The sequence below is a fragment of the Dechloromonas sp. ARDL1 genome, from assembly GCF_051122455.1.
In the GTDB taxonomy this organism is placed as follows: Bacteria; Pseudomonadota; Gammaproteobacteria; order Burkholderiales; family Rhodocyclaceae; genus Azonexus.
In genome coordinates this window covers 3,074,036-3,094,504 of record NZ_CP168939.1, presented here as the reverse complement: position 1 = coordinate 3,094,504, position 20,469 = coordinate 3,074,036, and the positions used below count along the sequence as shown (strand labels likewise).

The 20,469-nt window shown below is 60.6% G+C and carries 21 protein-coding genes, 1 other RNA gene, 1 pseudogene and 1 riboswitch; of the genes and pseudogenes, 10 read left to right on the top strand and 13 right to left on the bottom strand.

The window, feature by feature from the left end:
- Positions 1–76 precede the first annotated feature (76 nt).
- A complete protein-coding gene (locus AB6Q56_RS15350) occupies positions 77–553 on the top strand; it encodes an Lrp/AsnC family transcriptional regulator (RefSeq protein ID WP_434513946.1) in 477 nt (158 codons plus the stop codon).
- On the opposite strand, the gene AB6Q56_RS15345 is transcribed toward AB6Q56_RS15350, so the two are convergent.
- The gene (locus AB6Q56_RS15345) at positions 550–1,050 is read right to left on the bottom strand and encodes an ankyrin repeat domain-containing protein (protein WP_434513945.1); all 501 of its coding nucleotides are present in this window, start codon (positions 1,048–1,050) and stop codon (positions 550–552) included. The two genes, AB6Q56_RS15350 and AB6Q56_RS15345, sit on opposite strands and share 4 nt — an antisense overlap.
- Before the next feature lie 230 nt (positions 1,051–1,280).
- On the opposite strand from AB6Q56_RS15345, the gene rnpB reads away from it, so the two are divergent.
- Positions 1,281–1,662: RNase P RNA component class A (gene rnpB, locus AB6Q56_RS15340), an RNA gene on the top strand.
- A gap of 22 nt (positions 1,663–1,684) precedes the next feature.
- Here rnpB and AB6Q56_RS15335 read toward each other — a convergent pair.
- The 7 genes and pseudogenes from AB6Q56_RS15335 to AB6Q56_RS15305 all read right to left on the bottom strand — a co-directional run bounded on the left by AB6Q56_RS15335 (position 1,685) and on the right by AB6Q56_RS15305 (position 7,438).
- Complete coding sequence (locus AB6Q56_RS15335) at positions 1,685–2,371, bottom strand: cupin domain-containing protein (RefSeq protein WP_434513944.1); 687 nt, start codon at positions 2,369–2,371, stop codon at positions 1,685–1,687.
- An 86-nt stretch (positions 2,372–2,457) separates the two neighbouring features.
- Positions 2,458–3,228 (bottom strand): SDR family NAD(P)-dependent oxidoreductase, encoded by a 771-nt coding sequence (locus AB6Q56_RS15330; protein WP_434513943.1) that lies wholly within the window; start codon positions 3,226–3,228, stop codon positions 2,458–2,460.
- Between the two features lie 99 nt (positions 3,229–3,327).
- Entirely contained in the window at positions 3,328–3,630 is a 303-nt protein-coding gene (locus AB6Q56_RS15325) for a carboxymuconolactone decarboxylase family protein (protein WP_434513942.1), read from the bottom strand.
- 90 nt (positions 3,631–3,720) lie between these two features.
- The gene (locus tag AB6Q56_RS15320; protein WP_434513941.1) at positions 3,721–4,284 is read right to left on the bottom strand and encodes a TetR/AcrR family transcriptional regulator; all 564 of its coding nucleotides are present in this window, start codon (positions 4,282–4,284) and stop codon (positions 3,721–3,723) included.
- Between the two features lie 235 nt (positions 4,285–4,519).
- Complete coding sequence (locus AB6Q56_RS15315) at positions 4,520–5,293, bottom strand: L,D-transpeptidase Cds6 family protein (protein ID WP_434513940.1); 774 nt, start codon at positions 5,291–5,293, stop codon at positions 4,520–4,522.
- A 123-nt stretch (positions 5,294–5,416) separates the two neighbouring features.
- Positions 5,417–6,592 (bottom strand): vWA domain-containing protein, encoded by a 1,176-nt coding sequence (locus AB6Q56_RS15310; RefSeq protein WP_434513939.1) that lies wholly within the window; start codon positions 6,590–6,592, stop codon positions 5,417–5,419.
- Positions 6,593–6,595: 3 nt separating this feature from the next.
- A pseudogene (locus AB6Q56_RS15305) lies at positions 6,596–7,438 on the bottom strand (AAA family ATPase).
- A gap of 74 nt (positions 7,439–7,512) precedes the next feature.
- Between AB6Q56_RS15305 and AB6Q56_RS15300 the strand changes: the two are divergent.
- The 5 genes from AB6Q56_RS15300 to AB6Q56_RS15280 all read left to right on the top strand — a co-directional run bounded on the left by AB6Q56_RS15300 (position 7,513) and on the right by AB6Q56_RS15280 (position 11,445).
- Positions 7,513–8,658 carry a methyltransferase gene (locus AB6Q56_RS15300; protein ID WP_434513938.1) on the top strand — a complete coding sequence of 382 codons (1,146 nt, stop codon included), beginning with the start codon at positions 7,513–7,515 and terminating at the stop codon, positions 8,656–8,658.
- A 64-nt stretch (positions 8,659–8,722) separates the two neighbouring features.
- Entirely contained in the window at positions 8,723–9,106 is a 384-nt protein-coding gene (locus AB6Q56_RS15295) for a COG4315 family predicted lipoprotein (protein ID WP_434513937.1), read from the top strand.
- A 9-nt stretch (positions 9,107–9,115) separates the two neighbouring features.
- Complete coding sequence (locus AB6Q56_RS15290) at positions 9,116–9,619, top strand: RNA polymerase sigma factor (protein WP_434513936.1); 504 nt, start codon at positions 9,116–9,118, stop codon at positions 9,617–9,619.
- Positions 9,616–10,416, top strand: coding sequence for an anti-sigma factor family protein (locus AB6Q56_RS15285; RefSeq protein WP_434513935.1), 801 nt, complete (start codon positions 9,616–9,618; stop codon positions 10,414–10,416). Before AB6Q56_RS15290 ends, AB6Q56_RS15285 begins: the two co-directional genes overlap by 4 nt.
- A 30-nt stretch (positions 10,417–10,446) precedes the next feature.
- Positions 10,447–11,445: a catalase family peroxidase gene (locus tag AB6Q56_RS15280; protein WP_434513934.1), complete on the top strand. Its 999-nt coding sequence runs from the start codon at positions 10,447–10,449 to the stop codon at positions 11,443–11,445.
- A 106-nt stretch (positions 11,446–11,551) separates the two neighbouring features.
- Here the strand turns inward: AB6Q56_RS15280 and AB6Q56_RS15275 are convergent, their stop codons facing one another.
- The 4 genes from AB6Q56_RS15275 to AB6Q56_RS15260 all read right to left on the bottom strand — a co-directional run bounded on the left by AB6Q56_RS15275 (position 11,552) and on the right by AB6Q56_RS15260 (position 17,081).
- Positions 11,552–13,846 (bottom strand): S8 family peptidase, encoded by a 2,295-nt coding sequence (locus AB6Q56_RS15275; RefSeq protein ID WP_434513933.1) that lies wholly within the window; start codon positions 13,844–13,846, stop codon positions 11,552–11,554.
- Positions 13,847–13,907: 61 nt separating this feature from the next.
- A riboswitch (cyclic di-GMP riboswitch) is annotated at positions 13,908–14,005 on the bottom strand.
- A 110-nt stretch (positions 14,006–14,115) separates the two neighbouring features.
- Positions 14,116–15,264, bottom strand: a complete 1,149-nt coding sequence (locus tag AB6Q56_RS15270) for an ABC transporter substrate-binding protein (protein ID WP_434513932.1) — start codon at positions 15,262–15,264, stop codon at positions 14,116–14,118.
- 380 nt (positions 15,265–15,644) lie between these two features.
- Positions 15,645–16,199, bottom strand: coding sequence for a YbhB/YbcL family Raf kinase inhibitor-like protein (locus tag AB6Q56_RS15265; protein WP_434513931.1), 555 nt, complete (start codon positions 16,197–16,199; stop codon positions 15,645–15,647).
- 102 nt (positions 16,200–16,301) lie between these two features.
- On the bottom strand, positions 16,302–17,081 hold the full coding sequence (locus tag AB6Q56_RS15260; RefSeq protein WP_434513930.1) for a helix-turn-helix transcriptional regulator: 780 nt from the start codon (positions 17,079–17,081) through the stop codon (positions 16,302–16,304).
- A 347-nt stretch (positions 17,082–17,428) separates the two neighbouring features.
- Between AB6Q56_RS15260 and AB6Q56_RS15255 the strand changes: the two genes are divergently transcribed.
- Complete coding sequence (locus tag AB6Q56_RS15255) at positions 17,429–18,763, top strand: tyrosine-type recombinase/integrase (protein ID WP_434513929.1); 1,335 nt, start codon at positions 17,429–17,431, stop codon at positions 18,761–18,763.
- A 47-nt stretch (positions 18,764–18,810) separates the two neighbouring features.
- Positions 18,811–19,293 (top strand): hypothetical protein, encoded by a 483-nt coding sequence (locus tag AB6Q56_RS15250; RefSeq protein ID WP_434513928.1) that lies wholly within the window; start codon positions 18,811–18,813, stop codon positions 19,291–19,293.
- Here AB6Q56_RS15250 and AB6Q56_RS15245 read toward each other — a convergent pair.
- The gene (locus tag AB6Q56_RS15245; protein ID WP_434513927.1) at positions 19,290–19,601 is read right to left on the bottom strand and encodes a hypothetical protein; all 312 of its coding nucleotides are present in this window, start codon (positions 19,599–19,601) and stop codon (positions 19,290–19,292) included. The two genes, AB6Q56_RS15250 and AB6Q56_RS15245, sit on opposite strands and share 4 nt — an antisense overlap.
- A 167-nt stretch (positions 19,602–19,768) precedes the next feature.
- Between AB6Q56_RS15245 and AB6Q56_RS15240 the strand changes: the two genes are divergently transcribed.
- On the top strand, positions 19,769–20,461 hold the full coding sequence (locus AB6Q56_RS15240; RefSeq protein ID WP_434513926.1) for a GIY-YIG nuclease family protein: 693 nt from the start codon (positions 19,769–19,771) through the stop codon (positions 20,459–20,461).
- The last annotated feature ends 8 nt before the right edge of the window (positions 20,462–20,469 follow it).

The window sequence follows — 20,469 nt, the reverse complement described above, 5'->3', positions numbered from 1 at the left end:
GGTGCTTGCGTATTGAAGTCTGTTTTGGCTTAATGTTGGCAGAAAATTGCGCAATATTTTTTTAAAGTGGAATTTAATGGAAATCGATCGCTACGACCGGCAAATTCTCGCCATCCTGCAGTCGGATGGACGTATCAGCAATCAGGATTTGGCCGATCGTATCGGCTTGTCGCCGTCACCCTGTTTGCGGCGGGTTCGGGCCTTGGAGGAGTACGGGTTGATCGCCGGCTACCGCGCCTATCTCGATGCCCGGAAGCTGGGGCTGACCTTGATGGCCTTGATCGGCATTTCAATGGATCAGCACACCCCGGAGCGCTTTGCCAACCTGGAGGCGACGATCACCGAGATTCCGGAGGTGCTGGAGTGCCTGCTCATTACCGGCCAGCAGTCGGATTACCAGCTCAAGGTCGTGGTGCGCGACATGGATGCCTATCAGGATCTACTGCTCAACAAGATCACGCGGATCACCGGCGTGACCGGCGTACATACCAGCTTCGTGCTGCGCAAGGTGATCGACCGGAGCGCTTTGCCGGTCGGCGCGAACATGCCCTAGTCCCGGGCGCGCTCGAAAACACGGGAGGCGAGATCCGCCGGGTCGTGGAGGGTCGGGAAGGGAAGGCTGGGCATCGACGCGGAAAAGTAGGTCTCCCATTGCTTTTCCGACAACTCCACCTCGGTTACGCTGGTAACGCGCCGTTCCTCGTACAGGCGGCGCTCGCTCAAGCCCTTGGGCGGGCCGGCGTTGCGCATGCGTCGATCCCGGCGTTTGCGGCGCTCGGTGATGGCTGCCTTGGGTTGCGGCGCTATCTCCGGCATCTCGGCGCCGTGCGCCAGCAGCAGATTGACGACGGCGCGGTGTTCGCCGCGCAGCGCCATGCGGATCGGGCCGCCCCTGCCCTGGGCATTGGGGGCGTGGATGTCGGCACCGCGCCGGATCAGTTCGCGGACGACATCGATATGGCCTTTGAAGCAGGCGATGCGCAGCGGCAAACCGGGGTCGCCGTGGATGTCGGCTTCCTCGATGTCGGCACCATGATCGAGGGCGATCATGGTTGCTTTCAGATTTCCTTTTTCGACGGCTCGTCGAAGTGCGCTGTACATGGTTCCTGTTCCTGCAAACGATGGCTCGGCGATCAAGTTCTATTCGAATCTGGCTTTTCTTACCGAGTACGAGCCAAGGGTAGCGTTTGTCTCCAAAGGCCGCCGTTAAATGCTTCACGAAGGGGCGCACGATGGTTTTGACGCTGCCGCGCGGGGCGAGCGCGTATAATCCGCAGCGGAAAGTCGGCCAGGCAATCGCTGGATACTTCGGTATCGGGAGGAAAGTCCGGGCTCCAGTGGGCAGGATGCCAGCTAACGGCTGGGTGCTATAAGTCGCAAGACCCAAGGCAACGGAAAGTGCAACAGAGAACAGACCGCCGATGGCCTCGCAAGAGGATCAGGTAAGGGTGAAACGGCGAGGTAAGAGCTCACCGCGTCCACGGTAACGGCGGACGGCACGGTAAACCCCATCCGGAGCAAGACCAAATAGGGAAGCTGAGGCGTGGCCCGCGCTGCTTCCGGGTAGGTTGCTTGAGCCTGTCGGTGACGGCAGGCCTAGAGGAATGATTGCCGAACCTCGCAAGGGGGGAACAGAACCCGGCTTATCGGCCGGCTTTCCACTTCTTTTCAGATGCTGCGGCGCTCAGCGGCCAACGCCGGCAAGTTCCAGGCGCACAGCGTCGAGATGCCCTGTCTTGACGTAGATGACGCAGCCTTCGACACTGAATGGTGTGTGTTCCGAGAGGTGCGGGCTACGCAGCCAACTGCCGGCTAGGTATCTGCCGTGTTCGTCCTGGAAGGTGCCTTCGAGCACAAAGATTTCTTCGCCGCCCCAATGGCGGTGGCGGTTGAATCGCGTCCCGGCGGCCCAGCGGACGAGCGCCGTGTGCTCCGTTCCAAATGTATGTAACGGCAGCACTGAGAGTCCGGGAACGAGGCCGGGCAACCACGTTGCCTGGCGCGTGTCGAGGCGGGTTGTGCCCAGATCGTCGGGGGCAAATTGATGCAGTTTGACCAGCATGACGCAGCCTTCATCGCTGTACGGGGCGTGACGGCTACCCGGCGGATTGCGCAGGTAGCTGCCGGCAGGGTGGTCGCCGCTGGCGTCGGAAAAGGTCCCCGACAATACCAGCGCCTCTTCGCCGCCCGGGTGCGCATGTTCAGGAAAGGCTGCGCCCGGCGCATAGCGCACAAGTGAGGTGGCGCGGCCGTGTTCGGCGGCGACGCGGTCGAGCATCCTCCGCTCGACACCACCGCTCGGCGAAGCGACCCAGGGCATGTCTACCGTGTTGAGAACGACCCTCTGGGTGAAATCGCTATTAATCTGCATGAGGCTCTCTGGAGGCGTGTTGAAAAGTGTACGTTTGGCAACAGGCCGAACATAGTGCTTGGCCCGTTGCCAGATGCCCGAATTGCTTAGTTGCGGCCCGCCATGACGCCACCATCGACATCCCAGACGGCGCCGGTTACCCAGCCTGCTTCGGCAGAAAGCAGGAAGGCGACGGCGTTGGCGACATCTTCCGGCGTGCCGATGCGTCCGATCGGATGGAAAGCGTTGAAGCCTTGCAGCGCCTCATGAACCTGCTCCTTCGGAATGAAGCCTTCGTAGATTGGCGTTTCGACGACAGCCGGAGCGACGGCATTCACGCGGATGCCATGATCGGCGAGTTCCATGGCCAGATGCTGGGTCAGCGCATGCAAACCGGCCTTGGCCATCGAGTAGGCCGAGGACGGGGTGGCCTTGATGGCCTGCTTGGCCCACATCGAGCCGACATTGACGATGGCGCCGGGACGCTTGCCGGCGACCAGCTTGCGGGCGAAGGCCTGGGTGAGGAAGAAGAAGGCGCGGTTCAGCGTCATGTACTGCTCGTAGTCGGCTGCTTCATGGTCAAGAAACGATTTGGGCAGGAAGAGGCCGGCTGCGTTGACCAGCAGGTTGGCGTTGAGGTCATCGCCGATGCGGCTGACCAAGCTGTCGACATCGGCCGGCTTGGCGATGTCGGCGACAATGCTGCGCACCTCACCGAGCGTCGACAGTTCGGCGACGGCGGCATCGAGGCGGCTAGCCTGGCGGCCGACGATGATGGCTTTGCCGCCACCTTGCAGCACTTTGCGAGCGGAAGCCTTGCCCATGCCGGTGCTGCCGCCGATGACGAGAACGGTTGAGTCTTTGAAGCAGTGGTTCATGGTGTATTCCTTCTAGTAGGTAGATTTGCGGCTGAAAAAAAACGGAAACAAAAACAAGCTGCTCGTTTCCCGGAGGGGTGATCGAGCGCGCCGAGGGGGTCAGGCAAACAAGTGCGTGCCGTGGGTTATCGCTGCTCCGGCCCGGAGTGCGGCGGCGATGTGCACGGTTTCAGCCAGTTCGGCGTCGCTGGCGCCGGCTTCACGGGCGGCCTTGCCGTGAATTTCGATGCAGTAGCTGCATTGCGTGGTCAGCGCAACGGCAACGGCCATCAATTCCTTGTATTTTTTCGGGATGCTGCCTTCGGCAAAGACCGCCTTGTCGTAGGACCAAAAAGCGTCGGTAGCCGGCTGGGCGGCCTTGCCGATGCGTGGCAGGCGCTTGAGGTTATCCATGTGATGCATGCTGATGACTCCTTGGTTAAGTTGCTGATCGGGATCAGGCCTTGGGGTAAAAACAATCCTTCCAGTAGGTAGGTTTGTTGGCTAAAAAAATCAGGGCAATTCGAATGTCTGCAAGATGTTGGCGACTGCCTGGTCGAAACTATCCGGCGACTGCATTGAGCGGGCTACCAGAAGAGCGCCCTGGCAAATCGATAGGAAGCTTGCGGCACGGTCAGCGGGATTGCCGCCGCCGGCCAATTCGCCGCGTGCCAGACCGGCTGAAATCAGTTTGCTCAGCCAGTCCAAGTTCATCGTCATGAAGCGACGTACGCCAACGGCGACGCTGGGTGGCACGACTTCGACTTCCGAAGCGAGCATGCCGCACAGGCAGCCCCAGCCTTTTTCGACGCTGTTGCGATACAGTTGAGCATAGGCTCGTAGTGCTTCGCCGGCCGTGATTTTCTGGCGTCCGATGTCAGCCAGTGCCTGCTCGAATAAGCTGATGTATTGGTCGACCAGTGCCAGGCCGAGATCTTCCTTTGCCGGAAAGTGATGGTGAATGCTGGCTTTGCGGATGCCGACCCGTTCGGCTAGGTCTGCATAGCTGAAGCCGCTGTAGCCGCGGGTCCGGATCAGTTCGGCAGCATGGTCGAGGAGGGCTTGGCGAGTGTCCATGGATGTAATCTGCCTACTGATAGGTATTCTGTCAATGCTGTTGCTGTCTTCCTAAGAAAAATTGTGGCGAACGTGGGTGAGTCACCGACCTTCCGTTGCGCAATGTGGAGAACTCCTATTGAAGTTGTGCCGCGATTCGCACTGCTTACGGGCGGCTTATTTGGGCTTGGCGGTTATGCAAGACCTGGTGGAGCGATCGCCGCAACTAGTATAGTAGGGGAGGCCGGTCTGCGGCTCAGCGGGTCTGCTGCTCGCGAACAATCTTCCACTCGTCGCCTTCGCGGGCGACATGCAGGGTTTTGCCGCGACCGACCTCGCGATAGCTGCCCGAGGCATAGTCCTGCTCGAAGCTGACCTTGAAGCGATCCTGTTCCAAGCGTTCGATGACGACGTTGTGCAACTGCACCTCGATGGCGGCGGTGCCGGCGAGTTTCTTGCTGCGGGCGGCAACCCAAGCATCGCGGCTGCCGCCATCGGCCGGGGTGAAGCCAGAACCGTAGGCGGCCAGATAGGCGGGCAGATCATGGCCTTGCCAGGCCTGGCGCCAGGTTTCGAGCAGATCACCAATCTGCTTCTCGTCCGGGATGCTGTTGGCTGCAGACGGTACGGATTCCGGCTGTGCTTGTTCGACGGGCGAAACAATGGCGGTGGCTGCGACGGGAAGTGTGATCGGCTGTCGTTGGGTAGCCGAGGTTGCGGTCTGGTCTTGCATGGCCAGCCACATGGCGCTGGCACCCAGCGCTGCGGAAAGCAGGCAGGCGATCAGCGTGCGGCTTATGCCGTGGCCGCGTTTTGCTGACGGGGCCTTGCCGGCGGGGAGCGCAATGACCGTTGCCGGTGTGTTGTCGGTGTGTTCCCCCAGCGCGGTCTCCAGTTGTTGCAGACGCTGGGCCATGGCTTTTTCCTGGGCGGCGGCGAAGCGGTTCGCTGGACGTGGCATTGCTTGGTGCGGAGCCAAAAAGGCGGCATCGATCAGGCTGCCGGTCAACAGGGTGTTATGAGTGGCCACAATATTTCCTCACAGGGAGCATGGGGATGACCCGATGGAGGGAATTCTGGATGCAGTGACTCCCGGAAGGAATCGACTATTTCACGATTTTGTCCACTTTGTGAAAACGATGCACAGGGCCGATTACTTCGACAGGCTGCGCATGGCCCGCTCCAATCCATCGAGCGTCAGCGGGAACATTCGGTCCTTGCCCATGATCTGGCGGATCATGCCGATTGATGAGGTGTGATCCCAGTATTTCTCGGTCACGGGGTTGAGCCAGGCGGCGTGCGACCAGATGTCGACCATCCGTTGCAGCCAGACGGCGCCGGCTTCCTCGTTCCAGTGCTCGACGCTGCCGCCGGGACGGCCGACCTCGTAGGGGCTCATGCTGGCGTCGCCGACGAAGATCAGCTTGTAGTCCGGGCCGTAGGTGTGGATGACGTCCCAGGTGGACATTTTCTCGCCATGCCGCCGGCGGTTGTCCTTCCACACGCCTTCGTAGACGCAGTTGTGGAAGTAGAAATGCTCAAGGTGCTTGAATTCGGCGCGGGCGGCGGAGAAAAGCTCCTCGCAGGCCTGGATGTGGTCGTCCATCGAGCCGCCGACGTCGAGAAAGAGCAGCACCTTGATGGCATTGTGCCTTTCCGGGCGTAGGTGCAGGTCCAGCCAGCCGCCGTTGCGAGCGGTGCCGGCGATGGTGCCGTCGAGGTCGAGTTCGGTTGCTGCTCCCTTGCGGGCAAAGCGACGCAGCCGGCGCAGCGCGACCTTGATGTTGCGCACGCCGAGCTCGACCGTGTCGTCGAGGTTGCGGAATTCGCGCTGATCCCACACCTTGATCGCCGTCCGGTTGCCCACCGATTCGCCGCCGATGCGCACGCCTTCCGGGTTGTAGCCGCCATGGCCGAACGGCGAGGTGCCGGCGGTGCCGATCCACTTGCTGCCGCCGGCGTGGCGTTCCTTCTGCTCGGCCAGCCGTTCCTTCAGCTGCTCCAGCACCTTCTCGTAGCCGAGCTTCTGCAGGCGGGCGCGGTCGGCTTCCGACAGATGGCGGCGGGCGGCCAGTTCCAGCCATTCCTCGGGCACCATGGCATCGAAGCCGGGCAGCGCCTCGATGCCCTTGAAGTATTCACCGAAGGCGCGGTCGAAGCGGTCATAGAGGGCTTCGTCCTTGACCAGCAGGGTGCGCGACAGCAGGTAGAAATCGTCCAGGCTGCCGCTGACCAGCCGCGCTTCCAGTGCTTCGAGCAGGGCCAGCAATTCCTTGGTCGATACCGGCAACTGGCGCGACTTCAGGTGCAGGAAGAAATCGACGAGCATTGACTAGCTCTTGCGGCGGCTCATGAAGGCCAGGCGCTCGAACAAGTGAACGTCCTGCTCGTTCTTCAGCAAGGCGCCGTGTAGCGGCGGAATGGCGTCCTTCGCTTCCTTGGCGCGCAGGGCTTCGGGCGGGATGTCTTCGGCGAGCAGCAGTTTCAGCCAGTCGATCAGCTCGCTGGTCGACGGCTTCTTCTTCAGGCCGGGTACTTCGCGCAGGTCGAAGAAAACTTCCAGCGCTTCCTTCAGCAGTTCATGCTTGAGCACCGGGAAGTGCACCTCGACGATGCGCTGCATGGTCTCCTTGTCCGGGAACTTGATGTAGTGGAAGAAGCAGCGGCGCAGGAAGGCGTCGGGCAGCTCCTTCTCGTTGTTCGAGGTGATGATGATCAGTGGCCGGTGCTTGGCCTTGATGGTCCGATGCAACTCGTAGCAATGGAATTCCATGCGGTCGAGTTCGCGCAGCAGGTCGTTGGGGAACTCGATATCGGCCTTGTCGATTTCGTCGATCAGCACCACCGACGGCTGGTCGCACTAGAAGGCCTGCCACAGCACGCCATGCACGATGTAGTGCGAGATGTCCTCGACGCGCGGGTCGCCGAGCTGCGAGTCGCGCAGGCGGGAAACCGCATCGTATTCGTAGAGGCCTTGCTGCGCCTTGGTCGTCGATTTGACGTGCCACTGGAACAGCGGCATGTTCAGCGCACGGGCCACCTCCTCGGCGAGCAGCGTCTTGCCGGTGCCCGGTTCGCCCTTGATGAGCAGCGGGCGTTGCAGGGCGACGGCGGCATTGACCGCCAGGGTCAGGTCGCGCGTGGCGACGTAGCTATCGGTACCTTCGAATTTCATGGTTTTGTCTGTGGTGCTAGGGATGCGAGGATTGTATGACTAAAGACCCCGCCGGAAGTGCCCTACAATGCGGCATGGAATCGATTCAACTCCCTGAAATCCACTGGCAGGAAGGCGGCCACGAACACCTCGCACGCTGGCGTTCGGAGGCCGGCATCGCGCCGCATGCCGAGATCGGCATCGCTGATGACCGCACATCGGCTGACGACGCCTACCGCCTGCTCGAATCCGGCACCGCGCTGCTCTGGCGTGGCGACTGGGTCAATGCCCGGCATCTGATGCAGGCCCTCACCAAGCGGGCCGACCGCCGTTTCGGCGCGCAACGCGGCAAGGCGCCCAAGACGCCAGCCGAGGCCTTCGCCCGACACCGCGAAACGCAAGGCAAACGGGCCGCCTTGCTCAATCGCCTGATGGTGCCGCTGAATGGCGACTACAGCGTGCCGCTACGCCGGGCGCAGGACGTCGCCGAGGCCTGCCGGGCGGCCTACGGGGAAGCGTCGGGGGAACCCAGCCTTGTCGCCCTGCGCGAACTGCTTGCCGTTATCAGCGCCCATGAGTGGCGCAAGAAGGGCGTCCCGGTGCCCGCCGTTCAGGGGCGCATCTATCCGCATTACGGCGTGTTTTCACCGGTACGCGGCGAGTACGTCGATTTGCTCGCCACGGCGCCGATCCCTGTAGGCTGCGAGTTGGCTTTCGACATCGGCACCGGCTCCGGGATCATCGCCGCCGTGCTGGCGCGGCGCGGCGTGCCGCAGATTGTTGCTACCGACCAGGAGGAGCGGGCGCTGGCCTGCTCCTCCGAGAACATCGAGCGTCTGGGGCTGGCGAGTCAGGTGAAAATTATCAAGGCGGACCTTTTTCCGGAGGGCAAGGCATCGCTCGTCGTCTGCAATCCCCCGTGGTTGCCGGCGCAGCCGACATCGCCAGTCGAATATGCCGTGTATGACCCGGAGTCGCGCATGCTGCGCGGCTTCCTCAACGGGCTGGCGGCGCATTTGGCGGACGGCGGCGAGGGCTGGCTGATCATCTCCGATATTGCCGAATTGCTCGGCCTGCGTTCGCGCGAACAATTGCTGGCCTGGATCGCCGAAGCCGGTTTGCAGGTAATCGACCGCCTCGATACCCGGCCGAAGCATCCCAAGGCAAACGATGCAGGCGATCCTCTGCATGCCGCGCGCTCGGCCGAAGTCACCTCTTTGTGGCGCCTCGGGAAACCTTAGGGAATAAAACGATGGTCCACTCCGTTTACTCAGGTGTAGCACCCCAAAACCAACGGAGACGATCATGAAAAAAACAAACCTGATGTGTGCGCTGCTGGCGTCGGTGACGCTGGCGGCCTGTGCCGGCGGCGGCATGAAGTCCGCCCCGGCCATGATGGCAGATGGCGTGCTGACCGGCGCCAACGGCATGACCCTATACACTTTCGACAAGGACATGGCCGGCAGCGGCAAGAGCATGTGCAACGGCCCGTGCGCCACCAACTGGCCGCCCCTGTTCGCGATGGATGGCGACATGGCGAGCGGCGAGTACAGCATCGTCAATCGCGATGATGGCAAGAAACAGTGGGCCTTCAAGGGCAAGCCGCTGTACTACTGGGTCAAGGACCAGAAGCCGGGCGACAAGACGGGCGAGGGTTTCAACAACGTCTGGCACACCGCCAAGCCGTAACCCGGAAACGTGGATAGCCGCGCCATCCTCGCCGAATTGCCCCGTCTGCGCCGTTATGCGCGGGCGATGCTCGGCGACCGCGCGGCAGCGGACGACCTCGTGCAAGACACCCTGGAGCGCGCCTGGAGCCGGATTGCCCAATGGCGGCCGGGCAGCGACCTGCGCGCCTGGCTGTTCGGCATCATGCACAACCTGCGGATCGACCAGCTGCGACGCAATGGCTTGCCGATGGCGTCGCTCGACGAGGAGGAAGTGGCCGAGGTGTCTGTACGCCCGACACAAAGCGATCTGCTGGAAGTGATGGATCTTGAATCCGCCCTGCGCCAGTTGCCTGACGAGCAGCGCGAAGTCCTGTTGCTGGTCGCCCTGGAGGAAATGCGCTACGCCGATATTGCCGCCTTGCTCGGCATTCCCGTCGGCACCGTGATGTCCCGCCTGTCGCGCGGGAGGGAGCGGCTGCGTGTGGTCATGGATGGCCGCCAGCCGTCGGCCAATCTGAGAGTCGTACGATGAATACGCACCCGATAAGCGAGTTCGATCTGCACGCCTACGTCGATAACGCCTTGACGCCGGAACTGCAGGCGGAGGTCGAGGATCACCTGGCCAGGCATCCCGCCGATGCCGAGCGCGTCGCTGCCTATCGTGCCCAGAAGCAGGCGCTCAAGGCCCTGTTCCGGCCGGTGCTCGACGAACCGATTCCCGAATCCTTGCAGGCCCTGAGCGTGCAGCCGATCAAGGCACCGGCTGCGCGCGGCGGCTGGTCTGGCGGAGGCCTGTGGCAGCGTCTGGCAGCCGGGGTCGTGATCGCCGCGCTGGGCGGCGTCGGTGGCTGGCTGGCGCACGGACAACTGCAGCCGGCCGATCATATGGTGCGTGCCCTCCCCCTGTCGCACCAGGCCGCCGTGGCGCATGTCGTCTATAGCCCGGATGTGCGCCGCCCGGTGGAGATCGCCGCCGATCAGGAAGAGGCGCTGGTCAAATGGCTGAGCAAGCGCCTCGGCACCCCGATCAAGCCGCCCAAACTGGGTGCGCTGGGGTATGAACTGGTCGGTGGTCGCCTGCTGCCCGGCAACAGCGCTCCGGTGGCCCAGTTCATGTATCACGACGGGAGCGGGCAGCGCATGACGCTGTATGTGACCACCGAAGGCACCGAGAAGCGCGATACCGGTTTCCGCTTTGCCCGCGAAGGCCCGGTCAATGTGTTCTATTGGGTCGACGGCAAGTTCGGTTACGCCCTGTCGGCCGGCATCGACAAGGGTGAGCTGGCCAAGGTGGCCACTGCCGTGTACGACCAGTTCGACCAAAAATAAACGCAGCACCCCAACTCCGAGGAGATTTCCATGCAGAAGAGACGTTTTGCGCTGTCCGCGCTGGCGCTTGTCTTACCGTTTGCCAATGCAGTGCAGGCGGCCGATGCCGGGCCGGATGCCGGCCAGGTTGTCGCTGCCATCGAAGGCGTGTTCGGCGTGGTGCCGGGTGAGCGGCGCAATCACATCAAGGGTACCTGTGCGGCCGGCGACTTCGTCGGCACCAAGGAAGCCGCCAAGCTCAGCATGTCGCCCCTCTTTTCCGGAAAACCGGTGCCGGTGGTTGCCCGCTTCTCCTTGTCGGGCGGCAATCCGAAGGCGCCGGATGTGGCCAAGAGCGGACGTGGCATGGCTCTCGAATTCCAGTTGCCGAAGGGGCAATTGCATCACATCACCATGCTAAACACGCCGATGTTCGGCGCCGCCAATCCGCAGACCTTCCTCGACCTGATGCAGGCCTTGCAGCCGGACCCGGCGACCGGCAAGCCCGACCCCGAGAAGATGAAGGCCTTCAAGGCCAGCCACCCGGACAACAAGGCGCAGGCCGATTACCTGGCGAGCAACAATCCACCGGCCAGCTACGCCAGCAGCAGCTACTGGGGCATCCACACCTTCAAGTTCGTCGACAAGAGGGGCAAGGCCACGCTGGTGCGCTGGCAGTTCGTGCCGCAGGATGGCGAGAGGCGCCTGAGCGATGACGAGTTGAAGACGGTCGGCGCCAATTTCCTTGAGGCGGCCCTGATCGAAAGGGCAGGGCAGGGGCCGGTGCGCTGGGACATGATGGTCAGCATCGGCCAGCCGGGCGATGCGGAAACCGACCCGACCGTGCTCTGGCCGGCCGAGCGTCCGCAAATCAAGGCCGGTACGTTGACCATCCGCAGCGCAGTCGCCCAGAAGGGGGCGCCGTGCGAAGCGATCAACTACGATCCGCTGGTCATGGCGCCGGGCATCCAGCCGACGGCCGACCCGGTCCTGCAGTTTCGTTCGCCGGCCTACGCCGTCTCGTTCGGCAAGCGCTTGAGCGAGCGCTGAGCGCTCGGCTGCACCAATAAAGAGGCCTGCATCGTGATGCAGGCCTTTGCGTATTCGAGAAAAGGGAGGCGCCCCGGGAAAGTGGAGGCGCCTCCAAAGGCTCACGTCAGAAGTTCTTGTTCCACAGCAGGCCGAGGCGGGTAACGTTGTTGCTGGCGATGTTCAGCGCATCCTTCAGATAGGCGGCCTGCACGCTGAGAATGTCGGTCTTGGTAGTCGGAACGCGATAGGTCAGGGTCATGTCGATTTCCCGGGCATCCGGTACAAGGCTGCTCCAGCTCTTGTCGTATACCGCGTAGCCCAGTTCGTCGACGCTGGCGGTGACGATGGCGGCGCTGCCTGAGCTCAGGCGCAGCGGCTGCTTGATCGAGGCGGCGAAATGGTCGTTGGCTTTCCAGACATTCTGCTGCAGATAGGTGATGCCCCAGGAGCGGGACTGCAGGCTGCTGGTCGCGGCAAAGAGGCTGCCCTGGTCGCCCTGGCCGGCCTTGGTATGGGCGAACTCGCTGTTGAACAACAGGTTGCGGTCGCGATCCAGGCGATAGCCGAGCGAGAAGCCGACGACTTCGGTGTTGTTCTGGCCGAGCGACAGGATGCTGCCGCTGCTGTAGGCCGCACCGAGCAGGGAACTGCGCTCGGCCACGTTGCCGTAGGTGATGCCGCCGGTCAATTCTTCGTTGAAGCGGTAGGCTATGCCGAACTTCACCTGGCTGTTTTGCGGCGCGGCGGGCGCCATGATGCTCGTTTCCGGCGTCGCGCTATAGGAGGCAGCGACGCGCAAGGCCGGGGTGACGCTGACGCCGTAGGTCATCTGGTAGCCGCCCTGTGCCAGCGCACCGACGTTGCTGGCGTCGAAGTCGCTCATCTGGCGGGCGATCGTGTCGTCGTTGTACAGCGCCTTGGCGAAGGGATAGGACGACGAGCTGCCATAGCCGAACCCGGAGACGCTGCCGCCCTGGCTGGTGAAGAGGGTGTAGCCGACCATCCTGGGCGTGACCGACTCGGCGTTGTAACCGAATTGCCCCAGGTGTTGAATCGGGCTGCTCGTGTTTTCCAGCAAAAAGGCTAGTTCGCCGCCGGCGTATTTCATGACTTTCGGGCCGGCGTAGGTATTGGTCGGCAGCGGATTGGTTGTTGCCGGGCTGCTCGGTGTCTTGATCAGGCCGGACAGATTGACACTGAAATTACGGGCATAGCCGTCGAAGGCCGTGTAGTTGGCCAGTTTTGTCTGGATGGTGCTCAGGGAGCCGAGGGCGCCGCTGGATAGCAGGCTGCCGGTCAGCGAGCTGACGGCAATGGTCTGTCCGTTGGCCTTGGTCACGGTCAGTGCGCCGTAGGGGTTGAAAGCGGCCTGCATGTTGACCAGGCCGGTACCGTAAGTGCTGTCCGTTCCCTTGGTTCCCAGGTCGGTGGCCGTCGCCAGCAGCAGGTTGGCGGTCGTGCCGTTGGTCTTCAGGATAGGCCAGGCGTTTTGCAGCAGCATCAGCGCTCCACTGACAACGGGGGCCGCCATCGAGGTGCCGGACCACAACGAATAGGCGCTGTTGCCGGCAAGGGTATAGGGGGCGATGATGGATTCGCCCGGTGCCATGATCCAGCGTGCGGCGTAGTTGGTGGTAGCTCCTGTCGTGCTGACCAGGTTGCCGCTGCCCGGCTTGTTGGTAAAACTGGAGGCGACATTGGCACTATTGACCGAACCGGCAAAAATCAGGCGCTGGATTGCTGCGGCGCTGAGCCCGCTGGTGCTCAGGTTGCTCAACAGGTTCTGGGCGCTGTTGCCGCCGGCCCAGACGATGAACGCGCCTTTGGACGCCGCGTAGTTGATGGCGGCGACGGTGTTGGCATCGTTGCCGTAAGTGATCGAGACGTTGATCACCCAGGCGCCTGCGTCGGCAGCCTTCTTGATGCCGTTGGCGACATCGGTCGAATAGCCGGAGCCGGCTGCATTCAGAACTTTTTCCGAGAAGATGTTGGCTGCCGGTGCAACGCCGATGAAGTTGCCGGCGACCGTGGTGTAGCCGCCCGCCGTGACCGTGCTGAATTGTGATGTCCGATTGCCGGCGGCGATGCTGGCAACCGCCGTGCCGTGGCCGTTATCGTCGGCAAAGCCGTTGGAGCAGCGGAAGGAGACTGAGGCACAGGAGCTCAGCGCCTGCGACACTTGACCTGCGGCGAACTGCGGGTGAGTGGCATTGATGCCGGTGTCTACGACGCCCAGCAACTGCCCCTGTCCCCATTTTGCGGCCGATTCGATGGTGTTGGTGATGCCGATCTGGCGTAGCCAGGGAGCATAGGTTTGTGCGTGGGCCTGCTTGGCGTAAGTGAAGCAGGTCATCGCAAGCAGTACGGCGTACGAACACTGCTTGAGGGGTAGCGGGTGATGCGGGCGTTGGGCGATCATCGCGAGTCTCCGGGTGCAGATGTGCGCCAATCAGGAGACGGTCAGGTGGCAGGAATCGCTACCCGGCAACCCCGCTAGCTTGGATTTGCGTCAGTGCCGCATCCGTCAGCCCGGTGGCTTTGCGTCCCCGGCTTTCGCACGGGTTTGCCAAAATTGTTGTTTATTGTAATTTTGTAATGCTAGGAATGCAAGAAAAAAATGACCGGCGATGATGGCCGGTCATTGATTCCCTTGCTGAAATTCCGGTATCCCTTGCTGGGCAAGTGGTTTCACTCCTTGAGCAGAACCCAGCGTCCATCCTTCACCATCATCATGACGCGGGCACGTTGATCCATCCCATTGTGGTTCTGTGCATTCATGTTGAACACACCTTGCGCGCCGACCACTTCCTTGGACTGTTCCAGCGCATCGCGCAAGGCTTCACGGAACTCGAGGTTGCCCGGCTTGGCTTTTTTCAGCGCAGCCGGGATGGCCTTCTGCAGCAACAGGCCGGCATCGTAGGTGTTGGCGCCAAAGGTGGACATCGTGCCGGCGCCGTACTTGCCTTCATAGGCCTTGATATAGCCCTGGGCAACCGACTTGATCGGGTTGGTGGCAGCCAGGTCTGCCGCCACCAGCATCGGGCCGCCGGCCATCAGCGTGCCTTCGACCGCCTTGCCGCCAATGCGGATGAAGTCGTTGGTCGCCACGCCGTGGGTCTGATAGATACGGCCCTTGTAACCCTTCTCCTGCAGGCTGGTCTGCGGCAGCACGGCCGGTCCGCCGGTAGCGGCTACCAGCACGGCATCCGGCCGGGCGGTGATGATCTTGAGCGCCTGCCCGGTGACCGATTGGTCGGTCCGGTTGTAGCGTTCGCTGACCAGCAGCTTCAGGCCTGCCTTCTCGGCCATGGTGCTGAATACCTTGAACCAGTTCTCGCCGTAAGGATCGTTGAAGCCGATGAACCCGAGCGTCTTCACGCCGGAAGCCGTCATATGCTCGATCAGCGCCGAGGCGATCAGGTCGTCGTTCTGCGTCGTCTTGAACACCCAGCGTTTTTTGTCGTCGAGCGGCAGAATGATCGCCGACGAGCCAACCGTAGTCACCAGCGGCACCTTCGACTCGGCGACGAAGTCGAGAATTGCCAGCGCGGCCGGCGTCGTCGTCGGGCCGATCAATGCATCCACCTTCGATTCCGAGATGAGCTTTTTGACGCCGGTTACCGCGTTGGTCGGGTCGGAAGCATCGTCAAGTACCACGTACTCGACCTTTTGCCCGCCGATCTCGGTCGGCAGCAGGGCGACGGTGTTCTTTTGCGGAATGCCGACAGCAGCCGTCGGCCCGGTCGAGGAGGCAATGACGCCGATCTTGATATCGGCTGTGGCGAAACTGCTGGCCAGCATCAGGGCAAGAAGGGAGGAAACTCGGCGCAGATTCAAGGCAATCTCCGGAACGGTGGCAAAACGGAGATTATAGATAGGGTGGGTTGAATCCGGCTGAGGCAACGCAAAAGGCCTGCGATTTTTCGCAGGCCCCTGGGCAGCTTGGATGCCGCTTCAGATGCCGGAGCCAGCTGTCTCCCTGTGTGCTACCGGCAAATTATCAGTCGATAGTCGTAATCTACCTTTGCGACGACTGCAAATCATGTCTGGCAGGAGCACTGTGGTGGCGACTGTCGATGCCATCTCGCTACCCCGATCGCTACCAATGATCTTGCTGGTGCGTGGTGCCTTGTACACAAAATGGAAGCGCATGATCCGTCAGGAGGGTTCTCCTGGAGGCGCTGGCGAAGTGCCTTGGAATCGGGAGGTGCTTGATCCTAGCGTCCGTAATGGACGGTTAGGCTCGCTTTGCCGATCGTGTTGGCATTGATCATGAATCCGGCCAAGGCTGCCGTCGCATTGTCTGGAAGGTCTAGGCTCTCTACTTTCAAGGCGTGGACGGTAAAAATATAGCGATGCGGCTTGTCACCAGCAGGGGGGCATGCGCCGCCATAGCCAGGTTCGCCAAAATCCGTACGGACTTGCCGTGCGCCGGTTGGCAGCAGCTTTGCCTGTGGCTTGCCTGCCCCTTGAGCCAGAGCCTGTGTAGTTCCGGGGATATTGACGACAACCCAATGCCACCATCCCGAGCCGGTCGGCGCATCTGGATCGTACATGGTGACTGCGATGCTTCTGGTGCCTGCGGGAATATTCTTCCAGGCAAGGGCCGGGGACAGGTTTTGGCCTGTGCAGCCAAAGCCATTCAGAACGTGTGCGGCCGGTAGCGTGCCCTGAGGGGGCAGGCTGTTGCTGCTGAGCGTGAACTCCTCTGCGAATGCCGCGGCAGACAAGGATAGGATGAGCGCAGGGAGAATCGTTTTGGAAATGGGCATGACAGAGAACTCCTCGACAAGATGGTGTGAGAGATTGTCGATGCTCCGGTGTTTTCGTCGTTAGCCTTGACGTATCAAATTTTGTGCGCCGGAATTCAAGCGCTATCGCAGATGGGAGGGCGTGTAGCCGTAACGTGTTTTAAAAGCCGCAGAGAACCGGCTGTGCGACGTGTAGCCACAGCGCTGCGCAATGTCGCCGATTGGAAGGTTGGTCGTTTGTAGCAGGAGCATGGCGATTTCTAGCCTGATGCTTCGTACAAGGCCGCTGACAGTTAAATCCTGCTCAGCCAGGCGACGACGCAAGGTACTGCTGCTGGTGTTGCACGCGCTGGCGAGGCTCTCGACTGTCCAGGGGGCGTGCGGCCGGTGGGTGATGAGGCGCCGCAAGCGTTCTGGCCACAGCAATTCGATGCGAGGTTGAAAAATACAACCTCGCTCAGCGAGCATCAGCAGCACCTCCATGACTTTATGGTGGCGCAGTTGCGTGGAGATGTCAGTCCTCTTCATGGCGTCTGCGGCTCGCAAAACCGCATGCTCAAATTCCTCGCTGGAATTCACGAGAAAACAGTCCTTGGTCTTGTCCTGCACGAACTCGCCACCAAACATTCTCTGGAAATCCTGAATGACCCGATTGCCGAATTGCAAGACCAACGCCTCGTAGCGGCCATTCCTTGATGGCGTGTTGATTACGTCGCATTGCAGGCCCCTGGCCATGACAACGGCCGCTCCGGCCTTCACTTCTGTCGATGCGGCATGACTCAGTACGGTTTTGGTTCCGCGCCGAACCAGAATCAAGACATCGTCGTGGATCGAAATCGTCGCGACGCGATGCCGAGTTCGCGTGGAAATAAAGGAGCTTGAGGGGGAGTCGAAGTCGTCCATTGGCTCTTCGTCTTCTGGCAATCAATGCACTGTTGTGCCATGCCTACATGTTGGCATGAAAAAAATGGCTTGCGTAAATGAATACGCAAGCCATTGTTTTTTGGTGGGCCCGCACGGACTTGAACCGTGGACCAAAGGATTATGAGTCATCTGGTCTAATGCCGTGCTGCCCTTGTTGTGTCTGGTAAGTCATTGATTTCGCTTGCGATCTTAACTTCTCTGTTTCCCATATTTTCCCATTGTTTCCTATGGGGTATCATCGATTCCGTTTCCTAGTTGTTTCCTAGACTCGATGTTTCCTGGGGCCGCGATGATAGCCGGTTGCTAGGAAACATGAAAGGCTTTCGATGGCATCCAGACTGACCGACAACTTCATAGAATCCTTGCCCTTGGCAACCACTCCCGAAGCCATAAAGCAGGGTTTCGGGACGGGTTCGTCCTACACCGTGGGCGATACCGAAGTGAAGGGTCTCGCCATCAAGGTTGGACTCAAAATGAAGGTCTGGCAAGTTGCCGTTCGCCCCGTGGGCGGCTCCGTCATCAAGGAGAAACTCGGCAACTATGGCGAAACATTCTTGGGTCTGGACCAGAAGACGATGACTGAAAAGGTCTTCGTCCTCAATGTTTCCAGTGCACGGGCGAACGCCCGCATCAGGCTTGCAGCCTTGCGTGAGGGTCGGCGTCCAGCAGCCGAAAAGAGGGCAGCCGTCAGACAAGGCGAAGTCGAGAGCAAGGAAACCTTGAAGTGGCTTGTTTCCCAGCACCGCGACAAATGGTTGGCGAAAGGTCCTGACGGGCTGCCCAAGAAGAACACCCTCAAGAGTCTGGGCAACCTCGAACTGCACCTGTCTGACTGGCTCGACAAGCCGTTCAGAGACATCACGCGGGAGACGGTGCTCGAACGCTTCAACAAGATTTCAATGGAGCGGAACAAGCAGGGCAAACCCAAGAAGACGACGGCTAACAACGTCATGCGCGACTTGCGGACCATCTTCAACAACTGGCTCGCTCTGCATCCTGATGCACCGTTCAGGAATCCCACGGACGTTCTCGCCAAGAAGCGGCACAAGAGCACGCCGCGTCGGAACTGGATCAACACCCGTGGCGAGGGGACGCAGTTCGCCAAATGGTGGAAGGCAGTGAACGAACTGCGAAACAAGACTGCCCGCGATTACATCATGGTGACCGCCCTGCAAGGCGCTCGTGAGAGCGAGACGGCAAAGCTGGAGTGGCATCATCTCGATTTCGACAAGAAGCTGATTGCCTACCTCGAAACCAAGAACGGCGAAGACTACTACTTCCCCATGACCGAACGGGTTTATGAAATTCTCGTCGCCCGCAGGGATGCCGAAGACCGTCACCCGCGTTGGGTCTTCCCCGCCAAGCGACCCCGCAGGAACGGGATGGAGTTGATGCACATATCCGTTCCCCCTGCCGATGCCGTCAAAATGGTTGTCGAGGCGTCGGGCGTGGTCTGGGCGATGCACGACTTGCGCCGCACCTACACGAACACGCTGATGATGCTGGGCGTCGAGGAACGCGAACGTGACTACATGCTGAAACACAAAATCAATGACGTTTCCGTCCACTACGAGGATTTGTCTCTGATGCTGGAGGAGAACCTGCAAATGTACGAGAATCGCGTACTTTCGCTGGTCAAAACAGAAGCGGTTGAGGAATAGAGATGGCAGGTAGAGGACCGAACAAGCAGTCTCCCCACGATTTGAGCGTGGAGGAATTCCTCGACCGTCTGGACTCGTTGTCCAACGACAGGCTGTTCTCCGAACACCATGCCGCCGCAATGGTTGGCAAGTCGGTCAAGACCTTGCAGGAAGAACGTCGCATCTTCAACCGCACCCGTGAACGCAATCCCGCCGATGCCGAAGCCCTCAAACAACGCTTCGTGCCTTGGACGCTGGTAGGGGCGGGCAGCATCCGCTACCGTCTCGGCGATTTGAGGGCTTGGGTCAAACGTCAGCAGTTCGGCGGCGATATTGCCGTGAGCGAGTTCGAGACGCCGATTATTGAGGACGGTGTCGGAATCATGCTCTCCCGTCTGGCTGACGGCAGGATTCCGTTTGCAGTTCAGAACGGCAAGCTGGTCGACTTCATCGACACGTCGGACGAAGAAATCGACGCTGTAGAAACGATGCTCGTGGAAGAAGCGGGCTTCATCGCAGACGCGGACATGAGACTCGCTCCAGCCGATTAAGGCTTCCGTTTCTCCAACTCCCGACCAAACGAACCTACAGCATTCAGAGCCATGTCCGAGGTTCTCGATGCCGATTCCGCCATACCCGCTGCTCGGCTTGCCTTGATTTCCAATCCGTCGAGTGTCGGACGCATGGACTTGATTACGCCGTCGGAGGATTCCTGACGCTCCGCTTGTCTCGTCAGGCTGGATTCAAACCTGTCCATCCGCTTCGAGTTCGTGAACAAAACGACGGACAGACCGATGGTGGCGGTGATTGAAAGCGTCAGCATCGTCAGCAGGTTTTGGAATTGATAGTCTTGTTTCATGGTCTTCTCGGCGAGTTGTCTTACTTCCAAACTCTCTCCAGCAGACCTGTATATCAACGCCGTTTGTCGGACATTCGGCTCAGATTAGGTTCGTGCAGTAAGTGGCAACATCATTCACAGACTGCTCTCTGTCATAATCTCGAATCCCGCACTGCAAGACCAAATCCATGACTATCCCCTTCGAGGCTTCCCGCTCCTACGTCTACAACGCAGCACGATACGAACTGCTGCCTCGTGTCGCGGAAATCGCCAAGGGCTTCGGCGACGAGCCGTTCCTGCTGCGTGAAATCTCGAAGAAACTGCTTGCCGAGACCTACTCGCCCGAACAGTTGGAAATCAAGGTCAAGAAGGCGAAGAGTGATGCGACGGAGAAGATGAGCACCATCTTCATGTTCTACATCCCGTTCCTTGCCGAGAACCTGAAAGTCTTCGAGAACTTGGGCGGTGGTATGTTCAAGAACATATCGCTCGAAGAGGAAATGGCGGAAGCTGATGCTGCCGCTATCGATATTGAATCGGACGATGCGGGAATCATCTACGCCTATTCGTTCCCCACCATCGTCAGGAAAGACGGCAACCGCTTTCCTATCAAAGTCGGCTTGACCACGACAGGCGATGCTGATGCCCGTGTGATGCAGCAATGCAAGACGACCTGCTGTTTTGAATACCCCGTCATCCTCGGTGTTTGGGAAGTCCAGCGGGTTGCGGCGATGGAAGATGCCATCCACTCCACTTTGGAAGCCCGTGGCTCGAAGCGTCAATCACCAGGCACGGAATGGTTCGACACGACGCTTCAAGAGGTTGAAAGCGTCATCAAGTTCGTGCAGCCATCAGCACAGACAATTCCACGCACTCAGTAGGCAAAAAC

Excerpts from the sequence above, each read along its gene's own strand:
- AB6Q56_RS15350 (WP_434513946.1), top strand. The coding sequence starts at position 77 with ATGGAAATCGATCGCTACGACCGGCAAATTCTCGCCATCCTGCAGTCG.
- AB6Q56_RS15345 (WP_434513945.1), bottom strand. The coding sequence starts at position 1,050 with ATGATCGCCCTCGATCATGGTGCCGACATCGAGGAAGCCGACATCCAC.
- AB6Q56_RS15335 (WP_434513944.1), bottom strand. The coding sequence starts at position 2,371 with ATGCAGATTAATAGCGATTTCACCCAGAGGGTCGTTCTCAACACGGTA.
- AB6Q56_RS15330 (WP_434513943.1), bottom strand. The coding sequence starts at position 3,228 with ATGAACCACTGCTTCAAAGACTCAACCGTTCTCGTCATCGGCGGCAGC.
- AB6Q56_RS15325 (WP_434513942.1), bottom strand. The coding sequence starts at position 3,630 with ATGCATCACATGGATAACCTCAAGCGCCTGCCACGCATCGGCAAGGCC.
- AB6Q56_RS15320 (WP_434513941.1), bottom strand. The coding sequence starts at position 4,284 with ATGGACACTCGCCAAGCCCTCCTCGACCATGCTGCCGAACTGATCCGG.
- AB6Q56_RS15310 (WP_434513939.1), bottom strand. The coding sequence starts at position 6,592 with ATGCTCGTCGATTTCTTCCTGCACCTGAAGTCGCGCCAGTTGCCGGTA.
- AB6Q56_RS15300 (WP_434513938.1), top strand. The coding sequence starts at position 7,513 with ATGGAATCGATTCAACTCCCTGAAATCCACTGGCAGGAAGGCGGCCAC.
- AB6Q56_RS15295 (WP_434513937.1), top strand. The coding sequence starts at position 8,723 with ATGAAAAAAACAAACCTGATGTGTGCGCTGCTGGCGTCGGTGACGCTG.
- AB6Q56_RS15285 (WP_434513935.1), top strand. The coding sequence starts at position 9,616 with ATGAATACGCACCCGATAAGCGAGTTCGATCTGCACGCCTACGTCGAT.
- AB6Q56_RS15280 (WP_434513934.1), top strand. The coding sequence starts at position 10,447 with ATGCAGAAGAGACGTTTTGCGCTGTCCGCGCTGGCGCTTGTCTTACCG.
- AB6Q56_RS15275 (WP_434513933.1), bottom strand. The coding sequence starts at position 13,846 with ATGATCGCCCAACGCCCGCATCACCCGCTACCCCTCAAGCAGTGTTCG.
- AB6Q56_RS15265 (WP_434513931.1), bottom strand. The coding sequence starts at position 16,199 with ATGCCCATTTCCAAAACGATTCTCCCTGCGCTCATCCTATCCTTGTCT.
- AB6Q56_RS15260 (WP_434513930.1), bottom strand. The coding sequence starts at position 17,081 with ATGGACGACTTCGACTCCCCCTCAAGCTCCTTTATTTCCACGCGAACT.
- AB6Q56_RS15255 (WP_434513929.1), top strand. The coding sequence starts at position 17,429 with ATGGCATCCAGACTGACCGACAACTTCATAGAATCCTTGCCCTTGGCA.
- AB6Q56_RS15245 (WP_434513927.1), bottom strand. The coding sequence starts at position 19,601 with ATGAAACAAGACTATCAATTCCAAAACCTGCTGACGATGCTGACGCTT.
- AB6Q56_RS15240 (WP_434513926.1), top strand. The coding sequence starts at position 19,769 with ATGACTATCCCCTTCGAGGCTTCCCGCTCCTACGTCTACAACGCAGCA.